Origin of the sequence: Vibrio sp. Hal054 (genome assembly GCF_037162405.1) — a bacterium.
In the GTDB taxonomy this organism is placed as follows: Bacteria; Pseudomonadota; Gammaproteobacteria; order Enterobacterales; family Vibrionaceae; genus Vibrio; species Vibrio diazotrophicus.
This window is the reverse complement of sequence record NZ_JARLUT010000001.1, coordinates 2,125,655-2,145,284: the sequence shown is the minus strand read 5'-3', so window position 1 is coordinate 2,145,284 and position 19,630 is coordinate 2,125,655. Positions and strand designations below refer to the sequence as shown.

Genomic DNA, 19,630 nt, shown 5'->3' with positions numbered 1-19,630 from the left:
ATGGTCAGGTTTGGCAATGTCGTTTCATTAAGAAAGCGTAGTCACCGACTCTCACATTAGGTAGAAATAATGAATAAGATGAAATCATTTCTGAGTATCTTTACTTCGGCTAAACCCAAATCTAGGAAAGCACATACCGTTAGAACAGACTTTTATCGAGGTCATTTCATAAAACGCAATGCTGATAGTTCAGAACGCTGGTCTGTGGTATTAGGTGAGAAAATTGCGGTAGGTGAAATAAAATACATTAAAATGACCATCGATCATTGGGCAGATACGGGAACATATGTACCTCCAGAATATTTTGAAAGTAATGATGATCCATCGAATAGGCAAACTTTTGATTACAAAAATTTTAAGATAATTAATGACCTTGGTGGGCAGAATGATTGGTATATCATTTACCGGGGAAAATTAATGAAAGGCTCTAAAGATAAAATAATTCAGGTTATTGATCGGATAGAAGAAAGGGTATCTGTCATTAAATAGTTGGCTACTTATCTCTGTAATTAAGGCATAAATATAGGACGTTTTTACTTCTTTAAGTATTGACGTTTTTTAATTTCGGCGATTGATGCCAGCAGTAAACCACCAAGTAAACCTGCCAGATGCGCTTCTGTTGCGACTCGTGCACCAATCATTTCTGCTGTGCTGTCGGAAGCTCCAAATAACTGTTCACTGGCGACTTTTAACATCACCCCAATCACTAATAACCAACTGCTTTTTCGTCCGCCTAATGCTTCCTTTAAAGCATAAAAAGCAAATAAACCATGCAGAGTGCCTGATAAACCCACGTAGTTCACCATGTTGGTAAATAACAGGCTGATTCCTATCCAAGTGCTGATAAGTAAAGTGATCAGAGCAAAGTATCGCGGTTTGGGTTGGAATAGGTAGCCAATGACCCACAAACCTAACAAATTCATCGCCAAATGAGCAAAGTTGGTATGAGTGAAGTTTCCTGTTACGATCCGCCACCATTGACCATTTTCTATCGCATCGGCTTGCCAATCCATTACGTGGCTGAAAGGCTCAAATTGAAGCCCAAAGCAAACGGTGGTGACTATAGATAACAGCAGGTAAAGATTCACAAAATGTCTCGTTATTGTTCTCAGTGTGGAAAGGCACGTAAAGCGTGTATCTGTGACAGCATTGTTGCGCTTGATTCGCAGGTCGAGCTTATCATCCTTCAACACCCAACAGAAGAACACCGACCTATGGGAACGGCGCGAATTTTAAGTTTGTCACTGGCCAACAGTCGCCTGTTGGTCGGGGAAGACTTCCGCGAACATGGTGAACTAAACCAACTATTAGCAGAGCCGGATGTTGAGCATTTTGTCCTATATCCCAGTGATGTTTCTCTATCGGCAGCGGATGTAGCGTTACCAATTGAGAAAAAAATCCGCATCATTTTGCTGGATGGAACATGGAAAAAAGCATTCAAGATGTGGCAGCTGAATACCCAGCTCCACCATCTGCCTTGCTTGCATTTGCCAGAAGATTTGAAAGGTAACTATCGTATTCGTAAAGCGCCAAGCGAAAATGCGCTGTCAACCGTTGAAGCAGGTTTTCATGTTCTCAGTATGATGCAACCAGAGAAAGACTTTTCGCCTCTTTTAGACGTATTTGAAGCCATGATCGATTATCAAATTCAGCAAATGCCTGCTGGCGTATTTGAGCGCAACTATCGTTCATAAGCGCGTGCTAATAATGAGTATGAGCAGAGAATAGCTGCTGATGTAGACGCTGTGCATAAGCATCGGTCATTGCAGAAATATAATCGCAAATGACCCGTAACCCATCGCCTGATGTTTGCTCTGCATTAAGCCATTTTTCCTTGGTGGCGGATGGAAGCAATCTTTCTGGATCAGCGGCTAAAGCTTCAAACATATCCATAATGATTTGTTGCCCTTTATACTCAAAACGCTGCACTTCAGGTATTTGAATGACATATTGGCTAACAAAGTGCTTAAGCACTTCCAAAGCGGTTGCCATGTGAGGTTCCAAGTAAGCATTTAGAGCGAGCAGTTCACTATGGAAAGGTGCATTAACGGGTTGAATGCTGATGCTGGTAAGCAGGGCATTGACTATGCCGCCTATAGCATCTTTGCGCACATGGTGTTTGCCAGAAAAAAGCATATCACTGAGCTTGCCTGTATTCTCGCCAAACCAAGGGTCGCCACATTTCTCCAACTGGGCAGCCGCTTCACTCCACTGCTGACGAGTGACCATACCAAGTACAATCGCATCTTCTAAATCGTGAACACCGTACGCAATGTCATCCGCCAGTTCCATAATGGAACAATCGAGCGACTTGAAGCGAGTTTTCTGATGTTGGTAGGGTGACTGTATTCCGTCACGCATTTGGCTAATCAGTGCTCTGTCATGAGCATCAAGAGGCTCTAAGACCCAGTCAAAAACAAAGCTGTCACAGTTATAAACCCCTTTCGCTGGTGACCAGTCTTTCGCTTTTAACTGACGCTGGTGAGGAACGGATTCCGGTATTTTTTCTGCACGGGTTGCACTCAGCAGGGCAGGATATTTCAATAACCCGAGCAGAGTACGTCGTGCAAGGTTCATTCCGTGATGTTCAGTATAGGGTTCTAAGCAGGTGACAATTCTGAACGTCTGAGCGTTGCCTTCAAAACCACCATGTTCACGCATCATATAATTCAAGGCGACTTCACCACCGTGCCCATAAGGTGGGTGCCCAATATCGTGTGCTAAACAAAGTGAATCAATTAATGTGTCGCTGCCCAATAACTCACTGAATTCGGGTTGTTTCAGTTTGAGTTGGGCGACGATGCCTGTGCCAATTTGCGCGGCTTCCAAAGAGTGAGTCAGGCGAGTGCGGTGGAAGTCATTGAGACTGGTACCGTGCACCTGAGTTTTTGCTTGCAGGCGTCGAAAAGCGGCGGAGTGGAGTATGCGTGCTCTGTCTCGCTGGAAAGGGCTGCGGTGATCATTACGGCGAATTTTATGCTCGTCGTTCTTACGTTCTTGCCATAGAGCATTGCATTCGTAGTTTTCCGCGAGGTCGAAAGAGGGTTTCATTCATAACTCCTACAAGGTGTTTGTATAACTTATAGTGACTTAGCGGTGTTCGTCCAGAGATAACGCGAAATTACTTTGGTGCCTTAATTTTCATTAGGAAGATTTGAAACACCAAGCCGTGTCAGTATGGCGTTGTAAGTACCATCTTCTTTCATAGATGACAGGCCTTGGTTGAATGCTTGAGTCAGCTCATCACTTCGAGATAACTTGCGACTAAATGCATTATAGACTTCGTAAGTGCGAAATGGCGGATCGAGGATTTCTATATGTTCGGAGGAATTGCTCGGTTCTAATCCAGAATTTTGCATGAAGCGAAAATATTCCCGAGCCATCAAAGCAAGGTCAACTCTTTCCTTAACTAGCATAGACAAACTAACCAAATTAGAGTTTGCCGGATATAAATTAAGCCCTTCGGTTTGAGCGTCATCGGCTTGCAGGGTGCCTATCTGAACGGCAATAAGGAGATTTTTATTATCATCGAATGAGTCAGTTTTATTCAGTGGGTTTCGTTTTTTAATAAACACCTGTTCACTAGAATAAATACTGAAAGAGTAAGAAAGCGTTTTCTCTCTTTCTTGTGCGAAGTACAACCCTAGAATGCCGTCGACTAGGCCATTCTGTGCGCTGCTGAGGGCTCGTTTCCAAGGCATAAACGTCAGTTCTAGTGTGTATCCCGAGCGCTGAAAAGCTTCTCTGGTTATTGCAGCTAAAAAACCATTTTCGGGTAGATTTTTCCCATAGAAGGGAGGCCACTCCATCGCGGATAAATTGACCGTATTGGCGTAACTCGGCGGGATGAAACATGAAAGAATCAGTGAAGTTAAAATCAATAGGCGCTTGAAGTACCCAAACATAAAGCATCTCCGTTATTAACGGTATGATTATAGACGATATTTGATGTTTGGCTTTTTCGAGCGGAGTGTCCTATTGAATAAGCATGTTTAAAGAATCCTTCAAACATGCTTTTTATATCAACACGGGTTCTAGCTAATTTCGTCCAGTGTTAATTCAAAACTTGGGGCGAAAGTGTTTAGAAAATACTCCATTTCTTGCGAATAGCGCTCTTTCAACGTTACGTCTAAGCGCTTTTTCGCTAACGCATATTCGTGATTACCCGCACTCAGCTCTTCTAAGCATTTCAGATAAGCACAGATACAGTCTGCTTGTTTGACGATAGCGGCATCATCCGGATGTGAAGATTCTGAAACTAAGAAAGGCGCGAAGTCTTCATGGAACTCTTCAGGCAACATAGACAGAAGACGTTTCTCTGCCGCTGCTTCTATCTTTTTGTATTCTTTAGCGATATCTGGATTGTAGTACTTGATTGGGGTTGGCAAATCGCCAGTTAATACTTCGCTGCTATCGTGGTACATCGCCAAAATGGCTATGCGCTCAGGATTGAGATTTCCACCAAATTTTTTGTTTTTGATTACCGCCAAAGCATGAGCAACAAAAGCCACTTGCAGGCTGTGCTCTGAGATATTTTCCTTAGAGATTGAACGCATTAATGGCCAGCGTTGAATCAGCTTCATTCGGGCGAGGTGGGCGAAAAAATGACTCTCTTGCATAACATTCCAACTTGTTCAGCATAAAAAACGGGCTCTCTTGAGTGTACAGAAGAGAGCCCGTTAATTCTAATACTCTTACCGTTTGGCTTGTCGCTTAAGGGTTCGAATATGATATTTGTAACATCAAATTATTGACTGTAAGTGCTTAGGAAGCGTTCAAAGCGTCCGATGGCGACTTCCAAATCTTCAACGTGCGGTAACGTTACGATACGGAAGTGGTCTGGTTTTGGCCAGTTAAAGCCAGTACCTTGAACCAACAGTACTTTTTCCTGAACTAAGAAATCCAACACCATTTTTTGGTCATCTTTGATGTTGTACATCTTAGTGTCGATTTTCGGGAACAAGTACATCGCGCCTTTTGGTTTTACACAAGAAACACCAGGGATCTGGTTGATCATTTCCCATGCTTTATCACGCTGCTCTAACAGGCGACCACCAGGAAGAATGAGTTCATTGATACTTTGATAACCGCCCAGTGCTGTTTGGATTGCATGTTGCATAGGAACGTTGGCACACAAACGCATTGATGAGAGCATCTCAAGACCTGCGATATAACCCTTAGCATAATGCTTAGGACCAGTCAGGAACATCCAGCCGCTGCGGAAACCACAAACACGGTAAGCTTTAGACAGACCGTTAAATGTCACAACCAGTACATCTTCCGTCAGACTTGCTACTGGAGTATGTGTTGCACCGTCATAAAGGACTTTGTCGTAGATTTCATCTGCGAAAATGATCAATTTATGCTGACGTGCAATTTCAATCACTTCTAACAGAAAATCGCGACTGTAAACCGCACCAGTAGGGTTGTTCGGGTTAATCAGAACAATACCACGAGTTTTTGGTGTGATTTTCTTTTTAATGTCATCCAGATCTGGGTACCAGTCTGCTTGTTCATCACAGATGTAATGCACCGCAGTACCACCAGAAAGAGACACAGCAGCAGTCCATAACGGATAGTCAGGTGCTGGCACTAACATTTCGTCGCCATTATTCAGTAGGGCTTGCATCGCCATTACGATCAGTTCAGATACGCCGTTACCTAAGTAAACGTCTTCGACGTCTAGGCTGCGGATACCTTTTTTCTGATAGTGCTGAACGACAGCTTTACGAGCGGAATAAATACCTTTCGAATCACAATAGCCTTGCGAAGTCGGCATATTACGGATCACGTCAACCAAGATTTCGTCTGGGGCGTCGAAGCCAAATGGGGCCGGGTTACCGATATTTAGCTTCAGTATTTTATGCCCCTCTTCCTCCATGCGCTTAGCATGTTTGAGTACAGGACCCCTAATGTCGTAGCAGACATTATCGAGTTTTGACGACATCCCGATATTTTGCATTTTTTTATTCCTGAGAATGGTTGAATTTCTTTATTAAACTAACTCAAATAGAAGTTTTTTAGAATAAAAATCTGTAAAAAGTCTGCTTTATGGTGAGTGAGTTGAATGTCATTTTGTTGAAGTGATGTAAAAGATAGAGCATAACCTTGATTTAAATAAGTTCTCTCAATAGAGTAGCCAAAGGTATACCAAATCTCCTTAACTACGAGGTTGTTTTGTCTAAATTTTATCAAGCCGTTGCTCAGTTAATTGAGCAAGTAAATAACGCGAGAGAAAACGATGTTCGTTTTGTCCAAGAGTTGGCAGACAAGCCACCATTCGCGTTTATAGATTGGCTTGAAGCCCAACCTATTTTCCCTAAGTTTTACTGGCAATCACGAGACACTCGTGACGAAGTGGTCGCATTAGGGCAGTTATACACCTTTACTGAGCCAGAGCCTGCTTACGCTATTCTGGGCGAAGGCCAGCGAGTATGGGGCGGACGTTCTTTTGATGGGCGGACGGAGAAGAACCGTTACTGCATGGCTTCTTTTTTCTTTCTGCCACAGATTGAGTTAATCCGTTTCGACGATAAATGGTCATTAGCTGCAAATGTGAGCCACGAAAAACACCGCACATTAGCCACGCTCAACAAACTGCTGGTGGACGTTACGCCAATTCGAACGCTGCAAAGCGAGATTGTGCATGTAACACATACACCGGATGAAAACGGTTGGAATCACCTTGTAGAAAAAGTCTTGCATGGTATTGAGCAGAAAGAGTTCAAAAAAGTGGTTCTGGCACGAAAAACAAGCTTGCAGCTAGACAGCAACTTAAGTGCTGCTCAGCTTTTAAAAGCAAGCTATGCGCAGAATCATCACAGCTTCCACTTCCTGCTATCGATTGATACAAAGCACAGTTTCATGGGTTCTACGCCGGAACGTTTGTATTACCGCCAAGGCAGTGAACTACAGACAGAAGCGTTGGCTGGCACAATTGGACGGGGTCACAATGCCAGTCAGGATTTAGAACTGGCAAATTGGTTAACGCAAGATACAAAAAATCTGAATGAAAACCAGTTAGTTGTGGATGATATTGTTGAGCGTTTAGAACCGCATTCTCATCAAGTGTTTGTTGAAGAGGAAGCCCGATTGGTTCGCTTACGCAAAGTTCAACATTTGAAACGTTCTATCCGTGCTGAGCTGAAACAAGGTATTAACGGCATTCAATTGTTGAGTGCGTTGCAGCCGACAGCCGCCGTGGCTGGGTTACCTCGCAAAGAAGCGTTGGATTTTATCACCCAAAACGAGCCTTTTGCGCGTGGTTGGTACGCAGGTTCTATGGGTTACTTTAGCCATCAAAAAGCCGAGTTTTGTGTCGCGATTCGCAGTGCATTAGTGTTGGAAAAAGAAGTTCAGCTTTTTGCCGGTGCGGGTATTGTTCCCGGTTCGGTCGCAGAACATGAGTGGCAGGAACTGGATAAGAAAATGTCGACGCTGCTGAGTTTAATCTCAGACAAGCTGCCTTTGGGAGTGGCTTCATGAGCCAAGATCAAGCGGTACTGAACCGAATTTGGAGCAAGGTTATCTTAGAAGAGTTATCGCGATTTGGTGTGACTGAAGTTTGCGTGGCTCCGGGATCTCGTTCTACACCTTTGACACTTGAAGCAGACGCAAACGCAAAGTTAAACCTTCACAATCACTATGATGAACGCGGACTTGGTTTCCTTGCATTAGGTTTAGCGAAAGCAAGCAACAAGCCTGTTGCAGTTATCGTCACATCTGGCACGGCGGTAGCAAATTTACTTCCTGCTATTGCAGAAGCAAAACTAACCGGTGAAAAACTGATCGTGCTTACTGCTGACCGTCCTGTTGAACTGGTAGGTTGTGGCGCGAACCAAGCAATTGTGCAGCATGACATTTTTTCTTCGCATGTGACAAAAGCGCTTTACCTGCCCAGCCCTGATGTTGGCGTCTCACTTAACTGGCTGTTGACTACGATTGATGATGCTTGTTATCAGCAGGAGCAAGCGGGCAGTGCCATCCATGTTAACTGCCCATTCCCTGAACCTTTGTATTCCAATGGTGACGATTCACAGTATCTGGATTACCTCGCTACGATTGGTGAATGGTCTCAATCTGAACAAATTTATTGCCAACGACACTTTAGCATTTCGCAGCTTTCTCTTATTTCTAACGACATATTGAGTAACAAAGGCGTCGTCATTGTTGGCTCGGTGAGTTTAAAAGAGGCGTTGGCGGCTAAGCGGTTCGCCCAAAAGCTGGGTTGGCCTCTGCTGTGTGACCCTCAATCAGGTATCAGCAGTCAATGGGCACACTTTGATTTATGGCTGCAAAATGCCACAGCAAAAACTCAGCTTAATCAATGTGAGCAAATCATTCAGTTTGGCTCTCGTATCGTCTCCAAGCGTTTAAATCAATGGCTTTCGGAACAAGTGAGCCAAAGAAATTGCCGATATGGTTATGTTTCCCCTAGTTCGGACAGAAACAATCCTGCGCATCTTCCTCAGCAACATTGGGTCGCTGATATTTCTGACTGGGGCGCTTCTGCCATAGAACAGTGGACAGCGCTAACGCCGCTGCAATCTGGCTGGGCGGATTCACTAATAGCGTATTCAACGGCCATTTCACAATTGGCGAACTTGCATTTATCTCAGCAACATTTAACCGAAATCGCAGTCGCACTCGAACTGAGTGATGGTGATACGGACGCAGCATTGTTCTTGGGCAACAGCTTGATTGTGCGTTTAGCGGATATGTTCAGCGTGATAGATCAACGTGACGTGTACTCAAATCGTGGAGCGTCTGGTATTGATGGACTTGTTGCGACAGCGGCTGGCGTACATCGCGCAATTGATAAACCTATGTTGATGATATTGGGTGATACATCACTGCTTTACGATCTCAACTCGTTGGCGTTAGTGCGCGCAAGTAAACACCCGCTGGTGATCGTTGTCTGCAATAATGATGGTGGAGCGATATTCGATTTGCTTCCGGTACCCGCCGAGAAGCGTGAAGCGCTTTACCAGATGCCACATGGCATGAACTTTAAAGCCGCCGCAGCGCAATTTGGTTTGCACTATGCGCAACCTGAGACGCTTCAAGCCTATCGCTCTTTGGTGCAGGAACATTTGCAGTCGGGTGAGGGATGTCTGCTGGTGGAGGTCATCACGCCACCTCAACAAGCTTCAGCACAAATCAAGCAACTGACCGCTCAGATTCATGCTTTATAGTCACTCTTGCTTTAAACAAACCACCAAAGAAGGCGAGCCCGTGCTGGTCTTTTTGCATGGTTTGCTGGGCAGTGGCGAAGATTGGCAATCATCGATTGAACAACTTCCTAACAGCAATTGGATCACCATAGACCTTCCCGGGCATGGTCAAAGTCAAGAGCATGCCTGTGCTGATTTTTTTCAGTGCTGCCGACAAATTTCTCACACAATCCTTTCCCAACTAGAACCTAATACACCCATTATTTTGATTGGATACTCATTGGGTGGTCGCATTGCGATGTTAGGCGCTGCGCTTGAACTGTTTTCGAATCTCAACCTTGTTGGATTGGTTATCGAAGGTGGGAATTTTGGTTTACAGAATGAACAAGAAAAAAAGCGCGCTGGGAAAATGACAGCCATTGGGCGCAGAGATTTCGCATGGAACCGATTGAGCAAGTATTGAACGATTGGTATCGGCAAGCGGTGTTTAGTTCACTAAATGATGAGCAAAGACAAACTCTGATCACAAAGCGTAGTGCTAATCTTGGGAACGAGATAGCAAATATGCTGTTATCGACATCGTTAGCAAATCAACCATACTTACTACCTGCATTGCAGCAACTTTCGTTGCCAGTGCTTTATGTGTGTGGAGCAAACGATGACAAATTTCGTCAACTCGCCGAACAGAGCGGGCTGACTTACAGTCAAATTGAAAGCGCAGGACACAATGTTCATCAGGAACAGCCAAGTGCTTTTGCGAAGACAATTCAGCGATTTATAGACTCACTCCACAAAGAAGTGAGAAGCAACGATATTGGGAATCACCATGGCTAAAACAGTAGGCATTTCAGAAGAAGAACTTTACGCACCAGTGGCGTGGCATGATTGCAGCGGTAGTTTTGAAGATATTCACTACCACAAATCTGAAGATGGTATCGCGAAAATCACCATCGCTCGTCCTCAAGTCCGTAACGCATTCCGCCCTCAAACCGTAAAAGAAATGATCAATGCGTTGGCAGATGCGCGTTACGATGAAGGCGTGGGTGTCATCATACTTACCGGTTTAGGTGAAGATGCATTCTGCTCTGGTGGCGACCAGAAGATTCGTGGCGACTACGGCGGTTACAAAGACGACACCGGCACTCACCACCTAAACGTGTTGGACTTCCAACGCCAAATTCGTACCTGTCCAAAACCTGTGATCGCATCTGTTGCGGGCTGGGCGGTAGGCGGTGGTCACGTTCTGCACATGATGTGTGATCTTACTATCGCGGCAGAAAATGCGCAGTTCGGTCAAACCGGGCCAAAAGTGGGTTCATTTGATGGCGGCTGGGGTGCCTCTTACATGGCTCGCATCGTGGGTCAGAAAAAAGCACGCGAAATCTGGTTCCTTTGCCGTTTCTATAACGCTCAGGAAGCGTTGGATATGGGCTTAGTCAACACTGTTGTTCCACTGGCTGATCTTGAAAAAGAGACGGTACGTTGGTGTCGTGAAGTGCTGCAACACAGCCCTATGGCGCTTCGTTGTCTGAAAGCAGCACTGAATGCAGACTGTGATGGTCAAGCTGGTCTTCAAGAGCTGGCGGGTAACGCAACCATGTTGTTCTACATGACTGACGAAGGGCAGGAAGGACGTAATGCGTTTAATGAAAAACGTCGTCCGGACTTCAACAAGTTCCCTCGCAACCCTTAATGTTGCAGACGCTTATGGTTAATGGCTAACAGTTTTTAATTATTAGCCGTACGAAATTAGGGTCAGTAGTCTCGTTACTCTGACCCATAGTCAACAAATTAGGTTTTATATGCGCAGTGCAAAACTGTACCGCTATGCATTACCCATGGATAGCGGAGTGATTCTTCGTGAAGAGAAACTGACTGTACGCGAAGGTTTTGTTGTTGAACTTCGTGAAGATGGAAAAGTAGGGCTTGGGGAAATTGCGCCCTTAAAAGGATTCAGTGTCGAAACGCCAGATGAAGCGGGTGCGTTAGCAAAAGAGCAGCTTGAACTCTGGGTTCAAGGACAATCGCTGAGCTACGATGAGCTGTTTCCATCAGTCGCCTTCGGGTTATCTATGGCGGAATTAGAGTTAGCTGGTGGTTTACCACAAGAGGGTGAGTATAACGCGGCACCGCTTTGTACTGGTGACCCAGACGATCTCATTCCAACGCTGAACAATATGTCAGGCAGAAAAGTGGCGAAAATCAAAGTGGGTTTGTACGAACCGATTCGTGACGGCATGTTGGTGAATCTATTCTTAGAATCTATGCCAGACCTTTATCTCCGCTTGGATGCCAATCGAGCTTGGACAAAAGAAAAAGCTGCTAAGTTTGCCCAATATATCGCGCCTTCAAGACGCAGCAGAATTGCTTACCTTGAAGAGCCGTGCATGTCACCAAGTGACAGTCTGGCTTTTGCTATTGATACCGGTATTGGCATTGCGTGGGATGAAACCCTGCAACACGCGGTTCGCAGTGATGAGTTCAAACTTGAACAACTGGTAGGGGCGAAAACCATTGTTATCAAGCCAACGCTGATAGGTTCTGTCGAGCGTTGCAAAACATTGATTGAAAAAGCTAAGGCGTTAAAAATTCAGGCAGTGGTCAGTTCAAGTATTGAATCAAGTTTAGGTCTAACGCAGTTAGCTCGTTTGTCTAAATGGCTGATGCCGGAAGAAATTCCGGGGCTAGATACGATAGGGCTGTTTAAGGCTCAGCTTGTTACCTCATGGCCGGATTGCAACATTCCGGTTGCGAATCTCGAAGACCAAGAGCTTATCTGGTCGTCGGAGACAGCATGACCCCTTGGCAACATTATCAACAGTGTCACCCAGATAAGGTGGCACTTTGCTTTTATGACCCACAAGGTGGAGAGCAGCGGTTGACGTGGCAGCAACTTAGCCATCATGTAGACCAATACCAAGCGTCTCTACTATCAAAGGGAATCAAAGCGGGTGAAGTATTCACCTTAGTAGGAAAGAATCACATACAGATGCTTATGTGGTTTTTGGCTGCCCAACAATCTGGGGTAGTGTGCGCTTTTGCGATGCCTCAAACGATTTCTCAGCTGACGGACAAACTAGATACCCTCTACACACCATCACAAACGGCTTATGTGTGGTTAGCGGATAGCGCTCAATGCCGAGCGGAAGACTTTCAACACATTGAGAGAAAAATAGCCTTCATCGAGTTTGACGATCATCTTTGCAACACTAATTCTGTTTCGCTTCACTCTCAATACAAAGCTGACAACTTAGCCAGCATCATTTTTACGTCAGGCTCTACAGGCAAACCGAAAGCTGTTGCCCATAATCACAGTCAGCATCTTGCCTCGGCGCAGGGGTTACTCGAAGTATTACGCTTTCAAGCCGGTGATTCTTGGTTGCTAAGCCTGCCCATGTACCATGTTTCTGGATTAGCGATTGTTTATCGTTGGCTAAGCTCAGGAGCTTGTTTGAAAATCGGTACGGGAGAGCTTGTTCAAGATATCCAGGATGTCACTCACGCTTCTTTAGTACCCACACAATTAAAGCGCTTGTTGGATAGTAAGCAGGTACTCACTCTTAGCCATGTGTTGCTTGGAGGAAGCCATATTCCACATCAGCTTAGCCAGCAGGCAGCGGCATTGGGAATAGAAACCTGGCTCGGTTATGGGATGACGGAAGCCGCCTCCACAGTAACAGCGAAACGAGTTGATGAAACGGCTGCGACTGGCAAGGTACTTTCTCAGAGGAAAGTTAAACTGGAAGGCGAACGTATTTATATCGGCGGAAATACGCTTGCTCAGGGTTACTTCTTTCAGGGCTCAATGACACCGATAGTGGATGAACAAGGGTGGTTTGACAGTAAAGATTTGGGTCAGTGGGCCAGTAACGAATTAGTGATTATTGGTCGTGCTGACAACTTATTTATCTCTGGTGGAGAAAACATTCACTGTGAAGAGATTGAAAGCGTATTGAACCAGCATCCAGATATTCAACTTGCGATGGTTGTTCCGGTAACGGATGCAGAGTACGGCGCTCGTCCGGTGGCGGTGATTCGCAGCCAAAAGCAGTTCGAAAAGCCGGATGGCGATGTGTTATGCAGTGACAAACTTGAAAAATTCAAATGGCCGGTCGCGTATTTTCAGATGCCGGACGAACTGTTAGAAACAGGAATAAAAGTCTCTCGCAAAGCGGTTAAAGATTGGTTGAAGGAAAATCAGAACCAATACATACCGCTATGAACTGCACTTGTGAACTGAAAATCGGGAGTCTGTGAACTCGTAACCGAACGTTTGTGAATTTAAAACCGAAAGTTAAAAGCTGCGGTTATGAGTTAGTCCAAAACAGAATTTCTCTTCTTATAACTCATGAGCATAATAGACCCAGATTTTTGAGAATTTAAGACTATAGTGTCTATATTCAAGGGGCTGTTATGTTCAAAGGGCTTTTTATTGTCACCATCGTACTGCAACTATTGATTGCTTTTACACAAAATGGCTGGGTACGCTCGGTGGCGGAGCTGAGTGCGTTCTTATTAGTTGTATTATTCAGCCTTGCGGTTAAACCGTTTACCACCAAGCCTGAGCCATTAAACCGTCAGAAGTAACCAGCCCAAAGACGACACCGATATCGCAATCCAAAGAATCACACCAAACAGTAGCGGCTTAGGCCCAGAAGCTTTCAACCGTGCAGGTGAAATACTGCAACCAATCAGAAACAGACAGATCACCAGAGCTTGTTTAGCAATCGAAAACACACCTTGATAGATTTGTTGCCACTGTGGAAATAAGTCACTGAACCCAATTGCCAGACAGTAGAAAAGAATGAAGTAAGGGATAGCCAGTTTGCGCGATTGGCTCTTGAACAACCAAGCGCTCACTAATGCTACGGGTACAATCCAAAGCGCTCGCGCCAACTTAAGTGTGGTTGCTGTTTTAAGTGCTTCTTCACCATAGGCTGAAGCGGCACCAACAACAGAAGAAGTATCATGAATTGCAATCGCTGCCCAAGTACCAAACGTATGTTGGTCGAGTGATAACGCGTGCCCAATCATCGGAAAGATAAACAGCGCGATAGAATTCAGTACAAAAACAGTGCCTAAAGCTAAGCCAGTTTGGTCATCATCGGCATTAATTGCTGGAGCGACAGCAGCAATCGCACTTCCGCCACAAATTGCGGTACCAGAAGCGATTAAATGCCCTGTTTTCTTCTCAAGTCCCATTGCTTTGGCAACAAAAGTACCAATAACGAGTGTGCCGCAGATGGTTGCCAGAATAAGGCCAATACCGTCACTGGTGACAGTTAACGCTTGTTGCAGAGGAATGCCAAAACCTAAGCCAACGATAGAGTAAGCCAACAGTTTCTTGGTGAGCTTTGCGATAGGAATGTGCGCGGGAACCCAGCCTAAGGAAGCAATCAAAAAACCCATAACCAAAGCGCTTGGAGACGTAATCCAAGGAGAAAGGCAAAGTGCGCCACCCAGCCAAAATGGAAGGTGAATAGGTTTGATGTTCATAGTGACTACCTTACAACAACATTCACAGACAATGTTTTTAAGTCCCGCTTTTCAGCACGATTTTGCTAAACGGCGAGCTCTGAACCGTTTGGTGGGGCATTGTAACGAGAAGCGGTTGGTCAGGAAATCTTAATGTATTGAACATATGTTTAGATAAACTGAACAAGAGGTGTTTTCAGTGTTAGGTGATGCAATGAAGGCTTCTTAAAAGAAGCCTTCCAACAAAATATCTTTTGATACAAGCAGAGCTTATTGCCAATCTCCGCGCAATTGAGCGACCTTTTTGAACATTACCTCTGAGGACGCAAGCTCTGAAGCTACTGGCGGGCCGGCTTCTATTTCTAGGCGTGACCAGAAACGACTTGGCAACCCTCTACAGGCACGACCTTTACATCGGCTAAAGTAACTGCCCCACAATCCTTTCAACGCTAAGGGTATTACTGGAACAGGGCTGCGTTTTAAGATGATGTCTAACCCTCGCATAAACTCATTCATTTCACCGTCTGCCGTCAAACGGCCTTCCGGAAAAATACACACCAGATGACCTTCATTCAAAGCCTGTTCAACATCATTGAACGCTCGGAGTATGGAACGTCTGTTGCGAGCGCAGATAGGGATCACGCCTGCTCGCTTTAAAAAGCCTCTTAACATAGGCAGGTTTGCATAGTCTTCTTCCATCACAAAACGAATCAGGCGAGGGCTGGCTGCACTGAGGAGCAAAGCATCCATATAGCTAACGTGATTACAGACTAGCAACGCACCGCCGTGTTCTGGAATGTGATTGAGATTTTTGTGTTTCACACGATAGAGAGTATGGGTCAGTGCCCAAACTAAAAACCGGACGGCAAATATAGGGACTTGTAAGAACACAAATACCGACGTTAATAGGTTGATCACCGAGATAACGACAAATAGCTGGATTATAGAAAGTTCTAATACAGACAAGCACACAATCCCAAGAATGGCGCTGCCAACCATAAATAACGAGTTATAGATGTTGAGCGCCGCGATAACTTGTGCTCGTTGAGTTTCTTGAGCGCGTTGTTGCATTAATGCATAAAGCGGCACAATAAATACACCACCAGAAGCGCCTAATAGCAGTAAATAGCAGAACAAAGGCCAGAGAGGCTGATAAAGAACGAACTCGCTAAACTGATGAAAGATAGGCAGTGATTCTGGAATGCTGGTCGCCATCAAATAGCCGAACACGGTAATGCCTAAGCTGCCGATAGGTACGATACCAATTTCAATTCGGTGATTTGACAGTTTGTCACAGCTTAATGAACCGATAGCAATTCCTACTGAAAATAGGGCAAGCAAGAAAGAAACCGCACTCTCAGTGCCATTGAGATGGAGCTTAGTGAAGTTTGGAAACTGAGTTAAATAAGTTGCGCCGAGGAACCAAAACCAGCTGATTGCCATAATACACAGCAATATGGTGCGATCGCTTTTGGCAATGGCTAGTGTGTGGCGAGTCTGGCGGATAGGACGCCAAGTAAAATGAATGTGCGGGTTACCCGCAGGTGCTTGTGGTATGAAGCGGCTTGCCAGATAACCACAAAGTGAAAACAGAACCACACAACCTGCAGCAATGTATTTGGCGTGGTCAAGCGAAGCGATAACGCCTGCTCCAATTGTACCGATTAATATGGCAAGGAAAGTTCCTGCCTCTACCAGCGCATTACCAGACACCAGTTCGTTGGCTTTAAGTTGTTGAGGTAGCAACGCATATTTTACAGGGCCAAAGAACGCAGATTGCGTACCCATCAAAAACAGCATCAGTAGCAATACAAGGTAGCTTTCAGTAATAAAGCCGATTGCGCCCAAACACATAATGGCGATTTCAATCAGTTTGACCTTACGGATAAACCAAGATTTTTCATATTTATCCGCCAGCACCCCAGCGGAAGCTGAAAAAGAAAAAACGGAAGAATAAATAATCCTGCCGCTAAATTAATAAACAGATGACTTGAAATGGGCAGAATGGCACTGCCTGAAAAGGCGACGAAGAGCAGCAAAACATTTTTGAAAATGTTGTCATTGAAAGCGCCAAAAAACTGCGTCACAAAATACGGAAGAAAACGTCGCTGACTGAGCAACGGTGTGTGATGTTGTGACATCCTATGTCCTTATTAGTGTGACCATTTACTCAAGTAGTTAGAGAGTAGATTCTGAATCAGCTTCTTGCCATCAATCGGTTCGTCTGCAAAAAATTTGTCGTCAACGCTCAGCAAGGTAATACCATGCACACCAGCCCAAAGCACACGGCTTGCTTGTAATACTTCGCGAGGAGAACGCTGCGGTGCAAATATTGTAAGCAAATCTTCCAGCATACTGGTCATGTTATCAATGCGTTCAGCTTGCCATTCTGGGAGAGCTTCACCGTTCATCTTATGTTCGAATATAAGTTGCCAACGGTGAGGGTTTCTCTGTGCGAAATCGTGGTAACAATAGGCAAGTTCGTAGAGGGCTTGTTCAGAGTCGTGACACTGGCTGACCACTTCATTAGCTTCCAGAGCCAGTTCATCTAGAGTCTGAGCAACCACATGAAGTAACAATAAGTTATAGCTGCCGAACACATTGACTAATGTGCTTGGTACATAACCAATCATGTTTGCTACTTTACGCAAACTGAGTTCGTGATAGGAATGTGCAGTTAAAAATTCCTTTACGGAACTGAGTGTGAGAGTGATCAATTCCTCTCGTGTGTGATCGTTTCGTCTCGCCATAGCCGGAATAGAATAATGAACAACGTTCGATATTCTAATAAGCATGGTCTGGGGCGTCAAACATTAGGTTTGCAATATTCTGATACAAGTCCTCACTGTAAAAGCGTTTTATTGTCTGAGTGAAGTGGATATGATGTGTTACAAATATAGGTAAACCCGTCTTAATTGAAGCCGCAGCGGTGTTGGCTACACAAGTCGCCTTACTGCACTCCAATGAGTTTGGGTATAAACACTATTGCACCCTCGTACAAATATAACGTGAAGGATAAGTATGAAACGTCTGTTCTCGCTGATCGCACTGCTGATGGTTTCTGTCGCTGTCTCACCGATAGCTGAAGCCAAAAAGTTTGGTGGCGGTAAGTCATTTGGTAAGAGTTTTAAAACAGCTCCTGCTCCTAAGCAGCAAAGCCAAAACACAAGTACCGTCAACAAAGATACGTCTAAAGCTGCGCAAACTTCAGGCAAAAAAGGTCTGATGGGCGGTCTGTTAGGTGGTTTGCTAGCAGGTGGTTTATTAGCTGCGTTCTTCGGCGGAGCGTTTGAGGGTATTCAGTTCCTAGATATTCTTATCATGGGTTTGATTGCTTACTTCGCATTTAAGTTCTTGCGCAGCATGCTGGCAGCAAAACAGGGCAGCATGAACCAGAATCAACAGCAGCCAGCTTTCGGCGGTGTAAACCGCAACATGCATGAGCAACCAAACGTACATAACTTTGAGCAGCCACAAGCTGCGGGCGGTTTCGGTACGACAGCAACAAGTGATGTACCGCACAACTACCCACCGGGTTTTGATCAAGCGGCTTTCATCAGTGGCTCTCGTGAACACTACCGTATTCTTCAAGGCGCTTGGAACTTCAATCAGCTTGAAACTATTGAAGAGTATGTATCTCCAAGTCTATTCGCTGATCTGAAAGAAGAGCGTGCGAAACTGGAAGGTGAGCAACACACAGACGTAATGTATGTAGATGCTGAAATTGTTCGCGCAGACTACGATGCAGACAAAGCTCAACTTAGCCTTCAGTTTAGCGGTCGCTACCGTGACACTGTAGAAGGTATCGAAGAGAATATCGAAGATATCTGGCACCTAGAGCGTGACCTGACAGTGCCAAATGCACCTTGGTTGATTGTTGGTATTCAAGCTTAATCAATCAATTAAGTCACAAAATTGCTTTTATATAACGCCCGAGCTTGTCTTGGGCGTTTTTTTATTGGCATGATAAGCAACAATCTAACCAGACAACGTAATGTTGAGTGGTAAAGTCAAACAAGAAAGGGAAATATCATGGCTGAATTCAAATACAAAAACCTAAGCCAAGAAGAACAAGACAAACTTGATGCGGCAGTGTTTCGTCGTCTATTGGCGCACCTAGATGAAAATAAAGACGTTCAAAACATTGATTTAATGATACTTGCTGGTTTCTGTCGAAACTGCTTCTGTAAGTGGTATCAAGCCGAAGCGGAAAGTGCAGGGACAGACTTGTCGATTGATGATGCCCGTGAGCGTGTGTACGGCATGACTTATGATGAGTGGAAAGCAAATCACCAACTGCCAGCAACACCAGAGCAACTCGCTGCGTTTGAAGCAAAGCAGAAAAAATAGAAACTTAAGCAAATAAAAAGCCGCCAGTGTTGTCTGTTCTTGAGTAACAGCACAAATACAATGGCGGCTTTATTGTCTCTCAGCTTTGCAGCAATACAGGTTAGGTTACTTTAGTGGTAAGTAAACATCGGTTTGCAAAGCGTTTTTGTCGGTGTCTGGAGCAATATTCAGGTAATGGAAAAAACAAGGTTTACCACTTGGTTGTTCGCCGCTGGTGGGTAACCAGTTTTTATACAGTTTATAGACTGTTTGGCTGATCAGATCCAAACTGCCGTAGTGTCTTAGTACGGCACATTTGCCACCTTTCAGCATGCCGTTAACCACACCGAAACGATTGTCAGGAATGTCTTCTTCGACACCCCCTGCGATATCAAAACGAAAATTTTTGTTGTCCGTTTCGTTAGGATCACTGTATGGAATACCGAAGGTGTCACTGGTTGCGATAGGGGACAACCCCGTTTCTTTACGCCATGCTACGAAATTTTCTACACTGTTCATCAACTGCTCAGGGGCTCCTTGATGAGTATAAATGGCTACTTTTCTCGGCGTAAATTCAACAATTCGCACTTGCACTGTGGTTCTCCAGACTTTTCTTTATTCAACAAGACTATAAAAGAAAAGTGACAATAAAT

General features: G+C 44.8%; 18 protein-coding genes and 2 pseudogenes. 11 read left to right on the top strand and 9 right to left on the bottom strand.

Annotation, left to right across the window (positions count from 1 at the left end; all coding sequences use genetic code 11):
* Positions 1-69: 69 nt before the first annotated feature.
* Positions 70-489: a DUF3319 domain-containing protein gene (locus P4S58_RS09890; RefSeq protein WP_102967693.1), complete on the top strand. Its 420-nt coding sequence runs from the start codon at positions 70-72 to the stop codon at positions 487-489.
* A gap of 44 nt (positions 490-533) precedes the next feature.
* Here P4S58_RS09890 and rrtA read toward each other — a convergent pair whose 3' ends face one another.
* A complete protein-coding gene (rrtA, locus tag P4S58_RS09885) occupies positions 534-1,088 on the bottom strand; it encodes a rhombosortase (RefSeq protein ID WP_337163843.1) in 555 nt (184 codons plus the stop codon).
* Between the two features lie 3 nt (positions 1,089-1,091).
* Between rrtA and P4S58_RS09880 the strand changes: the two genes are divergently transcribed.
* Complete coding sequence (locus P4S58_RS09880; RefSeq protein WP_337163842.1) at positions 1,092-1,694, top strand: tRNA-uridine aminocarboxypropyltransferase; 603 nt, start codon at positions 1,092-1,094, stop codon at positions 1,692-1,694.
* Positions 1,695-1,701: 7 nt separating this feature from the next.
* Here P4S58_RS09880 and P4S58_RS09875 read toward each other — a convergent pair whose 3' ends face one another.
* From P4S58_RS09875 to P4S58_RS09860, 4 genes are all read right to left on the bottom strand, one after another.
* Positions 1,702-3,051: an anti-phage deoxyguanosine triphosphatase gene (locus P4S58_RS09875; RefSeq protein WP_042483526.1), complete on the bottom strand. Its 1,350-nt coding sequence runs from the start codon at positions 3,049-3,051 to the stop codon at positions 1,702-1,704.
* Between the two features lie 83 nt (positions 3,052-3,134).
* A complete protein-coding gene (locus P4S58_RS09870) occupies positions 3,135-3,905 on the bottom strand; it encodes a substrate-binding periplasmic protein (RefSeq protein WP_237291894.1) in 771 nt (256 codons plus the stop codon).
* Positions 3,906-4,034: 129 nt separating this feature from the next.
* The gene (gene yfbR / locus P4S58_RS09865; RefSeq protein ID WP_102952840.1) at positions 4,035-4,619 is read right to left on the bottom strand and encodes a 5'-deoxynucleotidase; all 585 of its coding nucleotides are present in this window, start codon (positions 4,617-4,619) and stop codon (positions 4,035-4,037) included.
* Between the two features lie 128 nt (positions 4,620-4,747).
* Positions 4,748-5,962, bottom strand: a complete 1,215-nt coding sequence (locus P4S58_RS09860; protein ID WP_337163838.1) for a pyridoxal phosphate-dependent aminotransferase — start codon at positions 5,960-5,962, stop codon at positions 4,748-4,750.
* Between the two features lie 215 nt (positions 5,963-6,177).
* Between P4S58_RS09860 and P4S58_RS09855 the strand changes: the two genes are divergently transcribed.
* The 7 genes and pseudogenes from P4S58_RS09855 (at position 6,178) to P4S58_RS09825 (ending at position 13,760) form a co-directional block, all read left to right on the top strand.
* Entirely contained in the window at positions 6,178-7,485 is a 1,308-nt protein-coding gene (locus P4S58_RS09855; RefSeq protein ID WP_337163837.1) for an isochorismate synthase, read from the top strand.
* Positions 7,482-9,194, top strand: coding sequence for a 2-succinyl-5-enolpyruvyl-6-hydroxy-3-cyclohexene-1-carboxylic-acid synthase (gene menD, locus P4S58_RS09850; protein WP_337163835.1), 1,713 nt, complete (start codon positions 7,482-7,484; stop codon positions 9,192-9,194). The genes P4S58_RS09855 and menD overlap by 4 nt, the downstream gene beginning before the upstream one ends.
* Positions 9,184-10,007: pseudogene (gene menH, locus P4S58_RS09845) on the top strand (2-succinyl-6-hydroxy-2,4-cyclohexadiene-1-carboxylate synthase). The gene menD and the pseudogene menH overlap by 11 nt, the downstream one beginning before the upstream one ends.
* Positions 10,000-10,866 (top strand): 1,4-dihydroxy-2-naphthoyl-CoA synthase, encoded by an 867-nt coding sequence (menB, locus tag P4S58_RS09840; RefSeq protein ID WP_042483502.1) that lies wholly within the window; start codon positions 10,000-10,002, stop codon positions 10,864-10,866. The pseudogene menH and the gene menB overlap by 8 nt, the downstream one beginning before the upstream one ends.
* A 109-nt stretch (positions 10,867-10,975) precedes the next feature.
* Positions 10,976-11,971, top strand: a complete 996-nt coding sequence (menC, locus tag P4S58_RS09835; RefSeq protein WP_337163832.1) for an o-succinylbenzoate synthase — start codon at positions 10,976-10,978, stop codon at positions 11,969-11,971.
* A complete protein-coding gene (gene menE, locus P4S58_RS09830; RefSeq protein ID WP_102952846.1) occupies positions 11,968-13,395 on the top strand; it encodes an o-succinylbenzoate--CoA ligase in 1,428 nt (475 codons plus the stop codon). Before menC ends, menE begins: the two co-directional genes overlap by 4 nt.
* Before the next feature lie 191 nt (positions 13,396-13,586).
* Positions 13,587-13,760, top strand: a complete 174-nt coding sequence (locus tag P4S58_RS09825) for a hypothetical protein (RefSeq protein WP_180980399.1) — start codon at positions 13,587-13,589, stop codon at positions 13,758-13,760.
* Here P4S58_RS09825 and P4S58_RS09820 read toward each other — a convergent pair.
* The 3 genes and pseudogenes from P4S58_RS09820 to P4S58_RS09810 form a co-directional block, all read right to left on the bottom strand.
* A complete protein-coding gene (locus tag P4S58_RS09820) occupies positions 13,743-14,669 on the bottom strand; it encodes a YeiH family protein (RefSeq protein ID WP_102952847.1) in 927 nt (308 codons plus the stop codon). The genes P4S58_RS09825 and P4S58_RS09820 overlap by 18 nt on opposite strands.
* A 249-nt stretch (positions 14,670-14,918) precedes the next feature.
* A pseudogene (locus P4S58_RS09815) lies at positions 14,919-16,789 on the bottom strand (MFS transporter).
* Between the two features lie 12 nt (positions 16,790-16,801).
* Positions 16,802-17,398 carry a TetR/AcrR family transcriptional regulator gene (locus P4S58_RS09810; protein ID WP_102952849.1) on the bottom strand — a complete coding sequence of 199 codons (597 nt, stop codon included), beginning with the start codon at positions 17,396-17,398 and terminating at the stop codon, positions 16,802-16,804.
* Positions 17,399-17,669: 271 nt separating this feature from the next.
* On the opposite strand from P4S58_RS09810, the gene P4S58_RS09805 reads away from it, so the two are divergent.
* Both P4S58_RS09805 and P4S58_RS09800 read left to right on the top strand, forming a co-directional pair.
* Entirely contained in the window at positions 17,670-18,542 is an 873-nt protein-coding gene (locus P4S58_RS09805) for a Tim44 domain-containing protein (RefSeq protein WP_337163829.1), read from the top strand.
* A 138-nt stretch (positions 18,543-18,680) separates the two neighbouring features.
* Positions 18,681-18,998, top strand: coding sequence for a DUF1244 domain-containing protein (locus tag P4S58_RS09800; RefSeq protein WP_042483479.1), 318 nt, complete (start codon positions 18,681-18,683; stop codon positions 18,996-18,998).
* A 105-nt stretch (positions 18,999-19,103) separates the two neighbouring features.
* Here P4S58_RS09800 and P4S58_RS09795 read toward each other — a convergent pair whose 3' ends face one another.
* On the bottom strand, positions 19,104-19,571 hold the full coding sequence (locus tag P4S58_RS09795; protein WP_102952850.1) for an AraC family transcriptional regulator: 468 nt from the start codon (positions 19,569-19,571) through the stop codon (positions 19,104-19,106).
* Between the last annotated feature and the right edge of the window lie 59 nt (positions 19,572-19,630).